The organism is Sporosarcina siberiensis, from assembly GCF_042681925.1.
In the GTDB taxonomy this organism is placed as follows: domain Bacteria; phylum Bacillota; class Bacilli; order Bacillales_A; family Planococcaceae; genus Sporosarcina; species Sporosarcina siberiensis.
In genome coordinates this window covers 285,303-300,420 of record NZ_JBHUGI010000032.1, presented here as the reverse complement: position 1 = coordinate 300,420, position 15,118 = coordinate 285,303, and the positions used below count along the sequence as shown (strand labels likewise).

Sequence of the window (15,118 nt, the reverse complement as noted above, 5' to 3'; positions counted from 1 at the left end):
ATCAAACACTCGTCTCCAAATGAACTATTGATATGATATAGTAAATATTAACTATTCAAAAACCAATATTCAGGAAGGGGGATACGTAATTGCAAAATCGAACAAAAAAACAACAAAAAGAAATGGATTCTATACTTGGATTATTGATCCTAGTAGCTGCATTAGTTGGCTGGTATAAGTTCGGGTCTCTTAAAGGTGTTGCGGTTACGGTAGGAGTTACATTTGGACTTATTATTATATTTTCTATTTGGAGAAAAGTACGTTTCAAGAAAAGAATGCATCTGTCTGGCATTACTGAAATAGATCAGATGTCAGGATTTGAGTTTGAGGAGTATGTAGGTACGCTTTTTGAAACACTTGGATATCGTGTAACTTATACGCCTACAACTGGTGATTACGGAGCGGATTTAATTTTGAAAAAAGGAAAAGACGTAATTGTTGTTCAAGCTAAACGCTATAATAGCTCAGTTGGGATTGCTGCTGTGCAAGAAGTAATACCAGCACTTAAAATGTATAACGCGAATGCTGCTTGGGTAATTTCAAACAGTTATTATACGAAAGCCGCTATCAAGTTAGCTAGAAGCAATCATGTACGAATGATCAACCGTGATGAATTAATTCAGATAGGGATTGACCTTAAAAAGAACAAAGCGGGTTTAAATGAGTCTGTACAAAATGGTAGTAAATCTATTTTAAACGATGTTGTAGATAAGCAATTTACGAACAAAGTAGAACCTATGATTGCGGCAACGATGGAAGCTGGAACTGTATCTGCAAATGAATTAGAAGAACTCTTGAAGAAATATCGCCTGGAAAAGTCGAGAGAATCAGGAATGAAGGCTTATCATATTTTCACGAACCAAACTTTGGATGAGCTTGTTGAAAAGAGACCCGGTACAATTGAAGAACTTCGAAAGTTACGTGGAATAGGCGAGAAAAAGATTGCAGATTTTGGGGGAGAGATTGTGCGGGTTATTCGGGATTTGAAACTTTAATAACTATAGCAAATCTGAAGTAGGACATTCTTTATTATAAGTAAGATTTGAAAAGCCGGAATTTTTTTCATCCAAATGTGCAACGCGTGATGTTATAATAGCTATAGTTATTACATATTCTAACGAGAAAGAGTGATGTAAAATGAAAAAACGTGCTTTAAGTATAGTAGTATTATCAGCAATGTTACTGTTTTCACCATTAACAGGAGGCTCTACAGTAGAAGCATCTACTCAGCCAATCATGTGGGGACAAAATGAACTGACTAAAACTCAACTAGGTAGAATCGTATTTACGACAAACGTAAAAGTGTATAAACGAGGCGCTGACAATGTACCACAGTTCCATTTAAATGCGAAGAAGGGTTCAATGTGGCGTGTACATAAAATCACTAACGAAGGCGGCAGAAACATCTATGATTTAGGTGGTGGCGTTCGAGTACAAGAGTCAAGCCTTTCTAAGTATGAGAAAGTACCAATGGCCCTAATGCGGAAGCAGATCCAGCAGTATGGAGCATACATTGAATGGGTAGATGTATATCCAGGAATGCTTGTAAGTGGGTCTCCACTAGTTAGCCGACTTATGAGCGAGGAAGTAGTGGATAAACTTAATAAGGAAATCCAAAACACCCTCAATACTTATGTGGTTCATAAAGAATCAGGCTTTCAAATGGAGATAACTGTAGTGAAGAATAGAGATAATGTTTTAACATTGGAATTTAAGCAATTTGGGCAATCTGAAGAAACTTCAAAATATATGCTGATTATTGATGCACTTAGTTACAATCTAACAACAGGTGAACAAATTGATAAAGTTTCAATAAAGAATGAATGTGAGAATTGCAATTACGGCTACAAATAATTTAAATAAATTACTAGGGGTAATATTGGCAAGTTAATGGGTAAGCATGATCCTGAGATAATGAGGATTATGCTTTTTTTATTGCAGCGGCTTTCATTAACTGAAAAAAATAATCTCAATATGAGAAGGGGTGGATGAATCAGACATATTATATTGCTGTTGTGTTCCTGTATATGAAACTTTCATTAAAGTGTAAAAAAACATAATTGTTTTTCACACAGTAGCGGTTTTTTCCCTATCACAAAACACGGATAACTACAGGGAATCCGCGTTTTGATAGGCCATAATTTGATTTAAATAATTTTCAATGAGATTTGCCTGGGCCACACAGCCCAATTCCGTAAATACATGAATCGCTTTTTGTATGAGGGCAATCCCTTTAGGATTATTCCCGGTTTTCAATTCATAGGCACCTTTCAAGTACATCAAGTTCGCCCGTTCGAATAATTTGTGTTCGGGAACCGAAATGGCGTTAAGATAGGAAAAGAACTCGGTCAATTCCGTCTGAAATCGCATATCTTTTGTGAAATGATTGATGGGCCCTAGTAGATAAATAATTGTATTCATAAGGATTGTGCCAATTACTTCATTCACCCGTTGGAACTCCTTATACCGGATGCTTTTTTCGTATGCTGTCCGAGATAACTGTAGCACCATGTCGGCATCCAGAAAAAGCATAGTTGCATTATAGAGCGTGAACTCATAATATCCCCATACTTCTACGCCGAAGAAGTAATCGGATAGTTTTTGAATCTCTTGTTTGTTTGATTTTTCATCAATTACTTTGTTGTCAAGAATACTTTCATACATTTCTAGCATCAAAACATGATACTGATAAGCCTCGATACCTGTTTGCTTCCATTTTTTCATTTCTTGCTCTTTTAATGTCCTTATGGCAGCTGAATCGCCCCGTTTGTATGCGGTACTTATGGATTTGAAAAATTGTTCGAGCTGGCCAAGTTGGAACTCGTCGTGCACAAACAAAAATTCATCAAAACTCATCATCAATTTATCCAACACTTTTGTGAAGAGCCCCAAGGTTATATCGGAATCGCCACGCTCAAATTTTGATAGAAATGAAATCGAGCAAATTCCGTCTGCTACTTCCTTCATTGTCCATCCTTTGTGTTCCCGGATTTGCCGTAGTGTTACTCCAAATGCTTTCATCCAAACCTCCCCAATTCCACTATATGAAAATTAAAGAAACCCATTGTAAGATACAAACTACACTGTACATTAGATGATTTCATTATACATGAGGAGGCGGCTAAAATGGCTGAAGCAAACCATTATATTGTAACAAACGGAACGATTATAGACGTTGAGAGGGAGGAGTCTTTCCTTGGCTCGATTGAAATTACGGGGACGAAGATAAAGAGGATTTACAAGGCGGATGAATGTTTGCCGGCATCAATTTCGACAATCGATGCGACAGGCACCTATATCATCCCCGGCCTGATTGATATGCATTGCCATATCCGGAGCGAGTTCGCCCCTCATTTCTTGGCGTCCGGTGTGACGACCGTACGAAATACGGCGAGTAATGTGCTGATGATTAAGGACTTGATCGAGGCACCGCTAGATGCACCGACGCCACGTGTTTTTTCAGCAGATCGAATGATTGACGGTGAGCCGGGGCTATGGGGGCCAACAAGTCCTGGAAACCTTGTTACAGAAAATCCTGAAATTGCTAGGCAGGAAGTGAGAAGGCAGGTAGTAGCTGGTGCTAAATTCATTAAAGTGTATGGTTGGGCAAATCGAGAAGTCATACAGGCAACGGTAGATGAGGCAAGTAAATTTGGCGTAGAAGTTGCGTGCGACTTAATTCATTCCAAAAACGTAAGCGCTTTGGATGCTGCGGAGCTAGGCGTTACATGGTTCGAACATGCTTCGGGATTTGTGCAGGAACTCTATCCGGGTTGGTATCCATCAGCTGACCAAGCAGAATGGAGTCATATCAATTGGGAAGAACCTGACGAGATAATGATTCAAGAACTATGTGAACAGATGCTGCGATACAACGTTAAACTGTGTCCGACCCTCGTTCTCATAGATCAGGCAAATCAGTATCCAGACATTTGGGACCCGAAAAACACGGTGACAAATTCACTCGAAGAACATGACATTTTGATGAGTCACTGGCGCAGCATGTCTAAGCAAGTTGACGTCATTAAACAGCAACTTGCCAATCAGCATACATTCACAAAAATTGTTGCGAAGACGTATTTTGACCTTGGAGGCACGGTTGTACCAGGTACGGATACGCCGGCACTTATTTATACCTTCCCCGGAATGGCCCTGCATCGAGAGTTGGAGCTGTTCAATGAAATAGGTATGACCGAAATGGAAATACTTCAGGCGGCGACAATTAATGCTGCGAAATCCATAAACATTCATAACATTGGAGCGATCAAAGAAGGGTACATCGCTGATTTCATCGTGTTGAATGAAAATCCACTCGAATCGATCCAGCATACGAAAAGCATCCATCGCATCGTTAAAGGTGGGAAAATATACAGCCAAGAAGAGATCCTAGAGCATATTCCAAGCAAAGAGAAGTCTGAACAGCAAATGGTTGAATTCGAAAAGAGATGGGAAATAGTAATTGGGCAATAGATTTTAGGTGTTTATGCACGAGATTATTTCGACTTTTCATTACGATTTCATATTTATTAGATAAATGATGGAAAGTTCTTCGGTTTTGTATGTATATAAAGTTGATTGGATTGTTTGTAGTTGTTTCTTGTGCAGGTGCCCCGAAATTAAAGCTAGGCAACGCTAGTGTGTACCTAACGCTATATCTCTGTTATTTTCTAATGGTTTTTTCATAAACACTTATAAAATCAGTAATGATTGAATCGTATGTTCGGTTTGTGTTATAATTGATTTAATAATCTGAAAATAATTAGGGGGTGCTTTTTCAAAATGGTTCTAGCATTCGTAAGAGAAGAAAATGAGCAATACGGATTTATTGAAGTCGATCAAGATGGGCTTTGGAAAAAAGTGATTGGTGAGCTGTTTGAAGATTTTATACTATTTTTCGCACCAAAATTGCATACACAGGTTGATTTCAGTATCGCGCCAGAATTTTTGGATAAGGAACTATTTCAAGAGGTCACAGATCGGAAAAAAGGTAGGCGATTTGCGGATCAGTTGGCAAAAGTTCGCTTGAAAAACGGAGAAGAGAAATGGATTCTTGTTCATATTGAAGTGCAAAGTACAAATGAAACAGAATTCCCCGAGCGAATGTTTCAATACTTTTATCGTATTTATGACCGTTATCAAGAAAAGATTATTGCGATTGCCGTTCATACATCCCCCGCGAAAAGCAATGCACTTGAACATTTTGAGTACGATTATTTTGGCACAACGCTTCATTATTCGTATACTAATTATAGAACTGAAGATTATCCAGATGAAGAACTTGAACGTTCAGATAAACTTTTCAGCAAAATCGTCTTAGCCGCTAAGGGGCTACATCAAACAAAAGATAAAGAACATCAACGTTATCTTTTCAAAAGTAAACTGATGCGGGCCATTGTTAGAAATAAAGATTATTCGCGCACCGCGGTCCAAGCTGTATTTCATTTTATAGATTATTTGTTACAACTATCGGAAGAGTATACAAAACAATTATCTGAAGAAATTCGACCAATGATAAGAGAGGAGACCGAACTGATGGAGCTATACAATAAGGAAAATGCACCTCCAACGATTATGAATGCTTTTGATTTGGAATTTGAGAAGGGTCTAGAGAAGGGAGTAGAGAAAGGACTAGAGAGAGGACTAGAGCAAGGACTAGAAAAAGGAAAGATAGTGGGGAAGATGATAGAGCGTCATGCAATTGCACAAAAACTAATCCTTGAAAAACTCCCTTTGGAAATGGTATCCACTGCGACTGGACTTACATTAGAAGAAGTGAAAGAGATTCAGGAAAAGCTGAATTGATACTGTTGCGTGTCTGTGCAAGAAACTTTCATGAAAGTTGTCACACAGGCACACTTTATTCCGAGAAATATGCTTGTACATGAAAAGCCTTCCAAGAATATACTTGGAAGGCTTACGTACTTTAGTAGGTATTTGCAAAACATCTCAATTATTCTAATTCCTTTGTTTAGTGCTTGATAAATGGATAGATCCTTTATTAATAAACTGTCGATAAAACATTCCTGCAAATAATAGCATCCCCATATAACCTACATAAGGGTATACAGTTCCAATGATTTGACCGAAGGGAAGAAGTCCGCCAAAAAAACCTAGTACAGTGACACCAATCGCGACCAACCTAAACTTCTTAACATTATCCTTTGCAAAATAATTTGTAACAGTCCACAACATTGGAGCTGCAGTAGAGTAGATAGAAACCAGTAACACGATGGAGAATAGTACACCAAACATCGGATGAATTTGATCTGCTAAGAATAAAGTCGGTATATCTTTAACATAGGCAACTTCTATGTTTGACAAAATTCCCAAATAAATTGCAAGTACAGCAACTAAAATAAGAATTCCACCAAGTATTCCGCCCCAAATAACGTTTTTTCTTTTCGGTTCAGACTTCCCTAATTTGATTAAGAATGGTGTAGCAACAAGCACTACAAATGAAGAATAGATAAAGCCAGACAACCACCATGAATTTGTTGCCTTAGGTACATTAATTTCCTCTAAGATTTGACCCGCTTGTGCAAAACCAGCTAAATTTGTAAAGAAGCTTGTTCCGCCAATCAGTACGACTAGAAGAATAATAAGTGGTCCAATAGCACCCAAAATTTTAACCATTCTATTTAATCCTAGAAGAACGGTTATGAGTACGAGTAAGGAAATGACAAATCGACCTACGTAGATGTTAACATCGTAATATTCAGTTAATGTAGCGCCGGCTCCGGAGATCATGACAACAAAAACGATGAGTATAAACATTTGTGAAAACCAATCAAAAAATGTACCCAAATATTTACCACAGAAGTACCTGAAAATATCTCCTGAACTCTCGGCTTGTAATTTTTGACCTGTTCCGAGTAAATATGCGCCAAACCAAGCATGTAAAATCATTGCAATTAGTATTGCTCCTATTCCTAAGTAGCCGAAAGAAGCAAAAAACTGTAATATTTCTTGTCCGGTTGCCGTACCGGCGCCAATAATATAAGAAATAAATGCTCCCGCAATTAATATAATTCTAAGTACATCTTTCATTGTTGTTATTTTCCCCCTTGTTATAATAAAACACCGAAAAGTTCTTTGATTCGCTATTTGTATTTATGATAATTGCGGTCACTATTACATCTAATTGACTAATTAAAGGCAATGAATAAGCAGTTTTTATAAACTACCTATTCATTTAAAAGTATCATACACTTATTTATTTAATTCTCGTTCTTTTAAAATAAATCCTAAAAAGTCGATCATGAGTCTAGCGGCGATTTGAGAAGTTACTCGTGTAGGATCGTATAACGGATTCACTTCTACCAAATCAAACCCAATCACTTTCCCTTTTTTTGCAACAGCTTCTAGAATCTCACTTACTTCATCATAATTAAAGCCACCAGGAGAAGGTGAGCCTGCACCTGGTGCAATTGATGCATCAAGCCCGTCAATATCTATCGTTACATAATACTTTTCGCCATCAGGCATATTTTCGAGTGCCTTTTCAATGCCAATTTTCCTAAGTTGTTTCGGAGATAAAATCGTACTACCGTACGCTCTTGCATCTTCAAAATCGGACCTTTTACTACTTCCTACACCTCTAATTCCTAATTGTGCCATTTTATTAATATGAGGCATTTCTGACATTCTTCTCATTGGACTACTGAGCGTGAATCGTTGACCGGAAGAATGTTTAAGCCAATCCAAATGAGCATCGATTTGAACTACGTTTACATTCTCTTCCGTGTCTAATGCAAAGGCAACCGGAGATGTTATTGAGTGGTCTCCTCCCATTACTACTGGAATAGCCCCTTTAGATATGATTTTTCTTATTGCCGCTTCTGTATTTTCGTGGCATTGTTCTAAATCACCATTTGCCATTGCTACATCGCCACAATCGACGATTTTCCATTCATTCCCTAGATATTCCATATCACGTTCCGGATCATATCCTGGCCCGAAAGCATATAATAAAGATTCTTCTCGAATTGATCTGGGTCCCATTCGACTTCCAGAACGCCAAGCAGTCGTTAAATCATTTGGAACACCAATTATTGCAACGTCAGCATCTAATTCATCCAAATTGGTGCAAATTGGATACTTTCTAAAAGATGCTATACCAGTATACGGCATGTCGAATGTTCCCTCATTATTTAATCCTTCTATTTTCGAATATTTACTCACAATATCTCTCCTCTATTTTTAATTCCCTATCTACTCTAAACTACTTCATTACTTTAATGGTCACGCCATACAGTGCCTATTAGTTCAGGCACCGATATGTACATTAATTGAGTTGTTGTTTCTCAAATAATAGTAGTAACTGACCTTTGGATTATCTTTTTAGTATTCTGAAGTTTTTGAATAGGGCATATATACATTCTATACTCTGGTTGTTTTATGTCTATGTCATTAAGTATGAAGATTCACACTATAAGTTGTATGAAAGTCCAAACAGTATATTACGAAATCAAAAAGTCCTTAGAAAGTAGTAGTGAACTATATTTGAAATCTATGGTATTTGGCGGTATAAGCTTATTAAATAGGAATAGAACATACTAGAATACACCCGTCTATGGTCTTCTGATTGACAATTCCTTTAAGATTCCAACAATTGATGGTAGTATAGATACCCAGCAGGATTTGATAAATAGGAACGGATTTTAATTTAATGAATAATTTCAGAGATTAGAAACGTTGGTAATATGGAGGGAAATACAATGAGTAATCTTTCACATTTAAATGACCAATCACCAATTAATTTCATTGAACAGACAAAGGCTTTACTTAAAGTTACTCAGAAGTTAACGATAGGACTAAACAAAGATTTGATATTAAATGATATTTTGGAGAAGTGCAAAGAGTTTTTCCGACCAGACACGGGGATGATTCTTCTTTTCGATGAAGATGAGGAAATGTTGATTCCCCATAATTATTTTGGTTTTAAAGATTATGTGAAATTGATAGGGATTCAAAATGGAGAAGGAATATCTGGTGAAAGTTTTTTGTCTAGGAAGTCGAATTTATACACTTATCCTGAGGATGTACGAAGGGCAATGGAAAACATTGATCAAGAATCTAAGATGATATTTCAAGACTCATTAGTTCATTGGGATAACGAAACACCATCCAGTACAATGTGCGCCATCCTTCAATACGATAATTTGTATTTCGGTGTTTTGATTATCGATTTTTATGCACCTGATAAATATTTCAGTGAACTGGATTTTAATCTATTTAAAATTTATGCAGAGCAAGCATCGACTTCCTATTACAATTCCATTTTGCTTAATAATGAGAAAGATAAAGTTTCAAAATTAAACTCTGCACTTTCTTCTAACAAAAAGCTGTTGAGTGAATCACTCCAAGGAAAAAGTGTTGAGGATATATGTGAATCTCTTTCCAATATGGTTGATCTACCAGTTCGTTTATTCGATGAGTTTTTATTTTCCAGGTTCCAATCGGATGATTTTACCCGCTCTGTCGATAGCTTAGAAAATTATTTGTATGAAGAATATTTTCATCACGGCTCTTTTACACTAAAAGAAGGTCTTGCTATTTATCCAATAAAATTTAAAAGTGAAATCCTCGGATTTTTCGTTTTACAATTAAAGAAGGAAGCGGTCGATGATTTTATTAAGAAGACCATTGAGCACGGAGTAGATTTGATTGCATTAAAATTAATTAAAGAAAAAGAAGTTTATGATACAAAACAGAAAATGGTTAACGAAATGATTGATGAGTTTCTCATACATAAACAGGAATCGACTTTTGTACAACGATTAAAGGGGTTTGATATTAAAAATAATATTCCTTGCTACCATATAATTTTCGATATAAAAGAAAAGGAAAGAATGGAAGAGGTACATAGAATCATCATCAATAAATCAACTGCATTACCGTATAAACCACTTTTGACCTCTAAAGGTGTGCTATTCTTTACGACACAAGGAAAAAAGGAGTTGGAAAGGTTTCTCAATACCTTATTGGAAGTATTAACGAAATTCAATTTATCGACCGCAATTATAGTAGGAAGAATGGTCAATAGCATAGTAGAAATAGATTCTTCATATAAGGATGCATTGTCAATCTTGCAAAAGCGGAAAGTTAAATATGGAAATGTTATATTATTTGATGATTTAACAATCGAGAAGTTGTTTTTACAAACCAATAGGGGAAATATAGATGACTTTGTTAATACAGTTTTAAAAGACCTTTCACCAAGCAATATGAAAAATAAGGTATTGTTCGATACTCTAGCTAGTTATATAAGAAACGATAAACTTCCTCACGAAACGAGCACAGATCTAAATATTCATGTAAATACATTATATTATCGACTTAAGGTCATCGAGAAAAAGCTGAATATACAACTTTCCAATCAAAAGGATTGGCTAAATATACATTTAGCCGTCAAATTAAGTAACATGGATCTTCTATAATGAACAAGTGCAATGCTAGGTTGCTACCTGTCACTGATTCAAAAATAATTTCGGGGTGAAAGATATAAGTAATGTGTATATTATTTTTAGGTACCTATGCATAAAACTACCCTGACTATATACTACAATTAGCTATTTAATAGGGATATGCTGAAAAGTTTATCGTTTTGTATGTATATACAATTGGCTAAATTGTTTGTTGTTGTTTCTTGCACAGATCCCTGTAATCAACCATGAAACTATTACTCTAAAAAGATTTAATGGAGTCAAATGAGATACCTTCAGAAATTGATTTTATACAAGCAATGGACATACAATTACAATAGGAATAAGCTGATCGCCATTTAATAAAGTGGTGATCGGCTTATTTTATTTTAAATCTAGCCATTGTAGCGGCCGACAAAAATGTGGACAGATTTAAGCTTGGCGATCATGTTTTCGGGAGTTGTCTTGGACCCCCTGCAGAATATGTCTGCCCTCGTTAGAGTGTCCTTGCTCAATGCCGAAGAACTTAACCTTTGAGCAGGCGGCTTATGAAGGAAGAGAAAATAAAGCTTGTTATTAGGATGTGCTATTCTTTGGATCAAATCATAGAGGCTAACAGGCATCTTGAAAGGGACGTACAAAACGGTAAATCGTCCTTAAAATCAATAGGTAGTGTTAGCGTCTCTTCTTAAAGTAAAGAAGTCTATTGTATCATGTCTAAATAACCGTTATTATGAAGAAGTTAATATATAATACCTATAATAATGATTTTAAGAATGATTATAAGGGATGAGCTGAATTTATGACTGTAGCAAAAATCAAACAATCTACTAGTATTGATTTAAAGAATTCCGGTGAGGTTGCATCAGTTAATAGTTTGATAAGTGTTTTACGACAGGTTGAAGAAATAAAAATCTCCATGAAAATGGAAGAGGCCCAAAAGTTTGCACAAGTACTTAGAAATTTAGGTGTGCAACAGGCTTTGGATTCAAATACGTTAGTGCTTAAAGTTTGCCCTAATTGTACTCAACTTACAGATTGCCATTATGTATTTGAAAATAACGTATACTGTTCAAATAAATGTGTGAAAGAGAGCATGCTTTTTGTTCACGGTGTAACTACAGTATGTAATTTTACAGGGCTTGGCCCGCTTGAAATTAAGAAAATGATGATAGTGAATGAGTGGACATTAGATGAATGCGTTAGATCGATTGATAAATATGTAGAAGTAATTTCTAACGGTGCCTCAGTTCCAGTAGCGACTATGCAGGCATTTAAAAGTGCAGGTGTCTATAACACACTAAGTAGAAACTTATCAGCATATAACACGTTACGAGGCGGAGCAAACGGATTTAAAGGGTTTGTTTTCGAAGAGTTACATGCTGCTAAGGCTACACTCTCAGGAACACACACGACTGTTCTTAGTAACAATAGCGTTGCGGATTTTTTAATCGTACAACCGAACGGAACAAGAGTATTGGGTCAAGCAAAAGCGGGATACAATAATGTATATATTGATTTTAAAAAGTATTCGGGGCAAACGATTGTTGTGGATAAAGGAAATACGCAGTTAATTCAACGAGCAAAAAATGCTGGATTATCGGTTATAGAATCTGACGTAAGCTTGAAACAAAGTAAAGGTTTGGCAGGTATCATGCGTTTAGAGAGTAAGATTTTAAGTACATCAGCTGCACCTATCACATCGAAACTTTATTCTTTAAATCAAGCTGGATTGGCATCGGCTAGAACAGGAGGAGCCGCCGGGGCAGGATTTAGCATCGGCAATAACATTGTAAATGTGTTTTCAGGAGACAAGGATATGGGGAAAGCTGGAGTTGCAATTGCCCGTGATACAGCTGTAGCCACCGCATCTAGTTATGCTATTGGAGCATTGGCAAGTACTTCAGCTGGAACGGCAGTTGTTGGTGGGATAGCCACTGTAGGAACAACGCTTGCAGGTACAACTGTTGGAACGGCTGTAGTAGCGGGAGCTGGGGCCGTTTCGGGAGCCGCAGTTGCAACTACAACTGCATTCACAGGTGCAATAGCTACTTCGGCAGTAGGAACCGCGGTAACTGCTGCTTCAACAACAATAGGAGGTTCGGTTGTGGGTACTGCGATAACTGGTGCAGCGGCTGCGATTTCAGGTACAACCATAGGAGCTGCGGCAATAGCAGCTGCACCGATTGTCATAGGAGCCACAATAGTTGGGGGAGCGTTTGCTATCGGAAAGAAATTAATCGAAAAAAAGTATTAGAAATCTGTTGTTCTAGGGCGTGAATCGTAAACTAGTCTTTGGTTGCCTATTATGTTAAATGGATAGAGAAAAATAGGTCGTATAAAAAGTGTGCCTGTAAAAGACGCACTCCAACACAATTCTGAAAAGTGTTTAAGTTGTGTGATGCACAGGCAAGTGAAAATACTAGTATACTATTGAACTCTGATTTTTTTACTGCATTGATATAATTTTAATGGTAAACTAATGAACAACCTAGAAATTAAAACTATTTTCATTTCATAGATTAATTGTAGTAAGAAATGAGGGATGTTTGTGAATGATAATGAGGACATACTTAAACGGCTAGAACAATTAGAAGCTGAAATGAAGGTATTGAAAAAGCAACAACTTGAATGGGTAGCTAAAACTACAGGTGTTAATGAGCCGATGAAATTTGTTTCGCCTACGCCTAAATCAGAAAAGAAGATTGCGGAACCTCACTATGCTCAGCCATCCGATACAACGTATATTGAAAAACCGATTCAAGAGCCAGTGATCAAGAATGAATTTAATCTTGAAAGAGCATTAAGTACTTGGCTACCACGAGTCTTTATGTTTATTCTTTTATTAGGTGTTTTGTGGGGACTGAAGCTTGGTGTGGATTACGGTATTGTTACGAATCCTGTACGTATAGGTTTAGGGTATGCAGGTACAGTACTTTTGTATTTTCTTGGTATGAGATATTACAACGGAAACAGCAAAGTATTTGGACTCACGCTACTCGGAGGATTAATTGCACTAGGAATTTTGACAACATTTGCTGGACATCAGTTGTATGGCTATTTTAATTTTACAACGGCTTTCATTTTAGGTGTAGCTTATATTGGTATTGGCGTTTGGTTGTCTCAGAAAACTAAATCAGAAACACTTACGATATTTTCAGCAATTGGTGGCTTTTTGCTTCCTTATTTACTTGAAGGCCAAGGTACTATTACATTGCAGTTTTGTGCGTATATTTTGATTTTATTTTTATCGTTATTTTATGTATCGCTTCGACAAAAGCAAAAATATACATTTTATATCACATTTTTATTATTCCACCTGACATTGGTTACATATAGTTTACTTAACTTCGCAAACTTGGATGAATCGATCGTCGTTGGAACAGTTTTAATGCAACATTCTATCTTGCTCTTCTTCTATTTAAAAGGAACGATTTCAAGACACGTGTTTTCAGAAGCACTTATTTACTCGAACTTCGCGTTCGCGCTAGGTTGGGTAAAGTTATTAGAAACAAGCCAGGAAATTGTTGTATACGGATTTTTAGCGGTTTTGTATACAGTCGTTACTGTAATCTTATTCGTGAAAAAAGACACGATTATTGGAAGTGTTCTTTCTGCGGTTTCAATTTTTGCGATAAGTGCATTTGTTTTATCATTTGGTTTTTCGAATGGCAACAGTACACTTCTGTTGTTACTCGTAAACGGGGCAGTAGGTTTATGGGTGGGACTGCGTTTTAACACGATTAGAACTATTATTACGAGTTCATTTATATACGGAATTACCGCATATAGTGTTTTTTTCACAAACGATTTATACCGATTTTATTCACTGGAACATGCACTGTGGCTTTTGTTTTTAGGCACAATGGTTTTTATTTATTATTCATTTATCAAGTTTCCTCCGTCGTTTTTAAAAGGGAAGTTGAAGCGAATAGATCAAAGTCTTATTATCGGACAACTTATTGTTATGAATTATGTGGTTAGGCTAACGAATCTTACACTTCAAGATTCGGATTTGGCAACTACAACCATTAACCATATTTTTGGACTTGTATTACTTGCCACATTAGGGGCTATGTACTTTATTCACAAATGGCAAAGAGGACGATATGTAACGTATGCAGTACTCATCGAGTTTTTCTTATTAGGCGTAGCAATGCTTACTTTTACACTATCAAATCCTTATGCTGAGTCGAATCATTTATTTAACCTCTTAGTTGAACTAATTTATGTTGCTATCCTTATAACGATGTTTATAAGTGTTATGAAAGAACGGTTTTATTTCAAATCTGCTCAATTACTAAAGAAAATTCCACTACTAGCGCTATGCATGCAAATTATTTTGTTTTTATTCCTGAATAAATGGTATGTATCTACAGCGTTATATTATGAGTTGAATTGGGAGTACTCGTTGCTCATTCACACCTTCTTATTGTTCTCTTTTTCTTTTGTCTCAATTACTCTAGGGGGCAAGATGAACTGGAGACATGTCAGATTAGCAGGGGTTTGGTTGATAGTCGTTTGTATTATAAAACTATTCTTTGTTGACCTAGTGAGTGTGTCGATAGTAGTCCGCGCAATCATGTTTATCATCGTAGGTATTGTCGGATTGATTTATTCAAAGACCTTAACTAAAGAATGATTTAAGTACCTATTATGTTAAATAGATAGTCGGAAAATGAAAAAACCATTGT

At 36.5% G+C, this 15,118-nt stretch carries 10 protein-coding genes; 7 read left to right on the top strand and 3 right to left on the bottom strand.

Annotated features, from left to right (window positions below; translation table 11 throughout):
- Positions 1-89 precede the first annotated feature (89 nt).
- Together ACFSFY_RS12340 and ACFSFY_RS12335 are read left to right on the top strand one after the other, a co-directional pair.
- Positions 90-995: a restriction endonuclease gene (locus ACFSFY_RS12340; RefSeq protein ID WP_381538449.1), complete on the top strand. Its 906-nt coding sequence runs from the start codon at positions 90-92 to the stop codon at positions 993-995.
- 142 nt (positions 996-1,137) lie between these two features.
- Positions 1,138-1,854, top strand: a complete 717-nt coding sequence (locus ACFSFY_RS12335) for a hypothetical protein (protein ID WP_381538447.1) — start codon at positions 1,138-1,140, stop codon at positions 1,852-1,854.
- 255 nt (positions 1,855-2,109) lie between these two features.
- Here the strand turns inward: ACFSFY_RS12335 and ACFSFY_RS12330 are convergent, their stop codons facing one another.
- A complete protein-coding gene (locus ACFSFY_RS12330) occupies positions 2,110-3,021 on the bottom strand; it encodes a helix-turn-helix domain-containing protein (RefSeq protein WP_381538445.1) in 912 nt (303 codons plus the stop codon).
- Positions 3,022-3,126: 105 nt separating this feature from the next.
- On the opposite strand from ACFSFY_RS12330, the gene ACFSFY_RS12325 reads away from it, so the two are divergent.
- Positions 3,127-4,470 (top strand): amidohydrolase family protein, encoded by a 1,344-nt coding sequence (locus ACFSFY_RS12325; protein ID WP_381538443.1) that lies wholly within the window; start codon positions 3,127-3,129, stop codon positions 4,468-4,470.
- 309 nt (positions 4,471-4,779) lie between these two features.
- The gene (locus ACFSFY_RS12320) at positions 4,780-5,802 is read left to right on the top strand and encodes an Rpn family recombination-promoting nuclease/putative transposase (protein ID WP_381538441.1); all 1,023 of its coding nucleotides are present in this window, start codon (positions 4,780-4,782) and stop codon (positions 5,800-5,802) included.
- Between the two features lie 153 nt (positions 5,803-5,955).
- Here ACFSFY_RS12320 and ACFSFY_RS12315 read toward each other — a convergent pair whose 3' ends face one another.
- A complete protein-coding gene (locus ACFSFY_RS12315) occupies positions 5,956-7,047 on the bottom strand; it encodes a YkvI family membrane protein (RefSeq protein ID WP_381538439.1) in 1,092 nt (363 codons plus the stop codon).
- 162 nt (positions 7,048-7,209) lie between these two features.
- On the bottom strand, positions 7,210-8,181 hold the full coding sequence (gene speB / locus ACFSFY_RS12310) for an agmatinase (protein ID WP_381538437.1): 972 nt from the start codon (positions 8,179-8,181) through the stop codon (positions 7,210-7,212).
- 536 nt (positions 8,182-8,717) lie between these two features.
- On the opposite strand from speB, the gene ACFSFY_RS12305 reads away from it, so the two are divergent.
- From ACFSFY_RS12305 to ACFSFY_RS12295, 3 genes are all read left to right on the top strand, one after another.
- A complete protein-coding gene (locus tag ACFSFY_RS12305; RefSeq protein ID WP_381538435.1) occupies positions 8,718-10,439 on the top strand; it encodes a helix-turn-helix domain-containing protein in 1,722 nt (573 codons plus the stop codon).
- A 787-nt stretch (positions 10,440-11,226) separates the two neighbouring features.
- Positions 11,227-12,681, top strand: coding sequence for a hypothetical protein (locus ACFSFY_RS12300; protein ID WP_381538433.1), 1,455 nt, complete (start codon positions 11,227-11,229; stop codon positions 12,679-12,681).
- A 294-nt stretch (positions 12,682-12,975) separates the two neighbouring features.
- Positions 12,976-15,066: a DUF2339 domain-containing protein gene (locus ACFSFY_RS12295; protein WP_381538432.1), complete on the top strand. Its 2,091-nt coding sequence runs from the start codon at positions 12,976-12,978 to the stop codon at positions 15,064-15,066.
- Positions 15,067-15,118 lie beyond the last annotated feature (52 nt).

Coding starts and splice junctions, on each gene's coding strand:
- ACFSFY_RS12335 (WP_381538447.1), top strand. CDS start 1,138: ATGAAAAAACGTGCTTTAAGTATAGTAGTATTATCAGCAATGTTACTG.
- ACFSFY_RS12330 (WP_381538445.1), bottom strand. CDS start 3,021: ATGAAAGCATTTGGAGTAACACTACGGCAAATCCGGGAACACAAAGGA.
- ACFSFY_RS12325 (WP_381538443.1), top strand. CDS start 3,127: ATGGCTGAAGCAAACCATTATATTGTAACAAACGGAACGATTATAGAC.
- ACFSFY_RS12320 (WP_381538441.1), top strand. CDS start 4,780: ATGGTTCTAGCATTCGTAAGAGAAGAAAATGAGCAATACGGATTTATT.
- ACFSFY_RS12315 (WP_381538439.1), bottom strand. CDS start 7,047: ATGAAAGATGTACTTAGAATTATATTAATTGCGGGAGCATTTATTTCT.
- ACFSFY_RS12305 (WP_381538435.1), top strand. CDS start 8,718: ATGAGTAATCTTTCACATTTAAATGACCAATCACCAATTAATTTCATT.
- ACFSFY_RS12300 (WP_381538433.1), top strand. CDS start 11,227: ATGACTGTAGCAAAAATCAAACAATCTACTAGTATTGATTTAAAGAAT.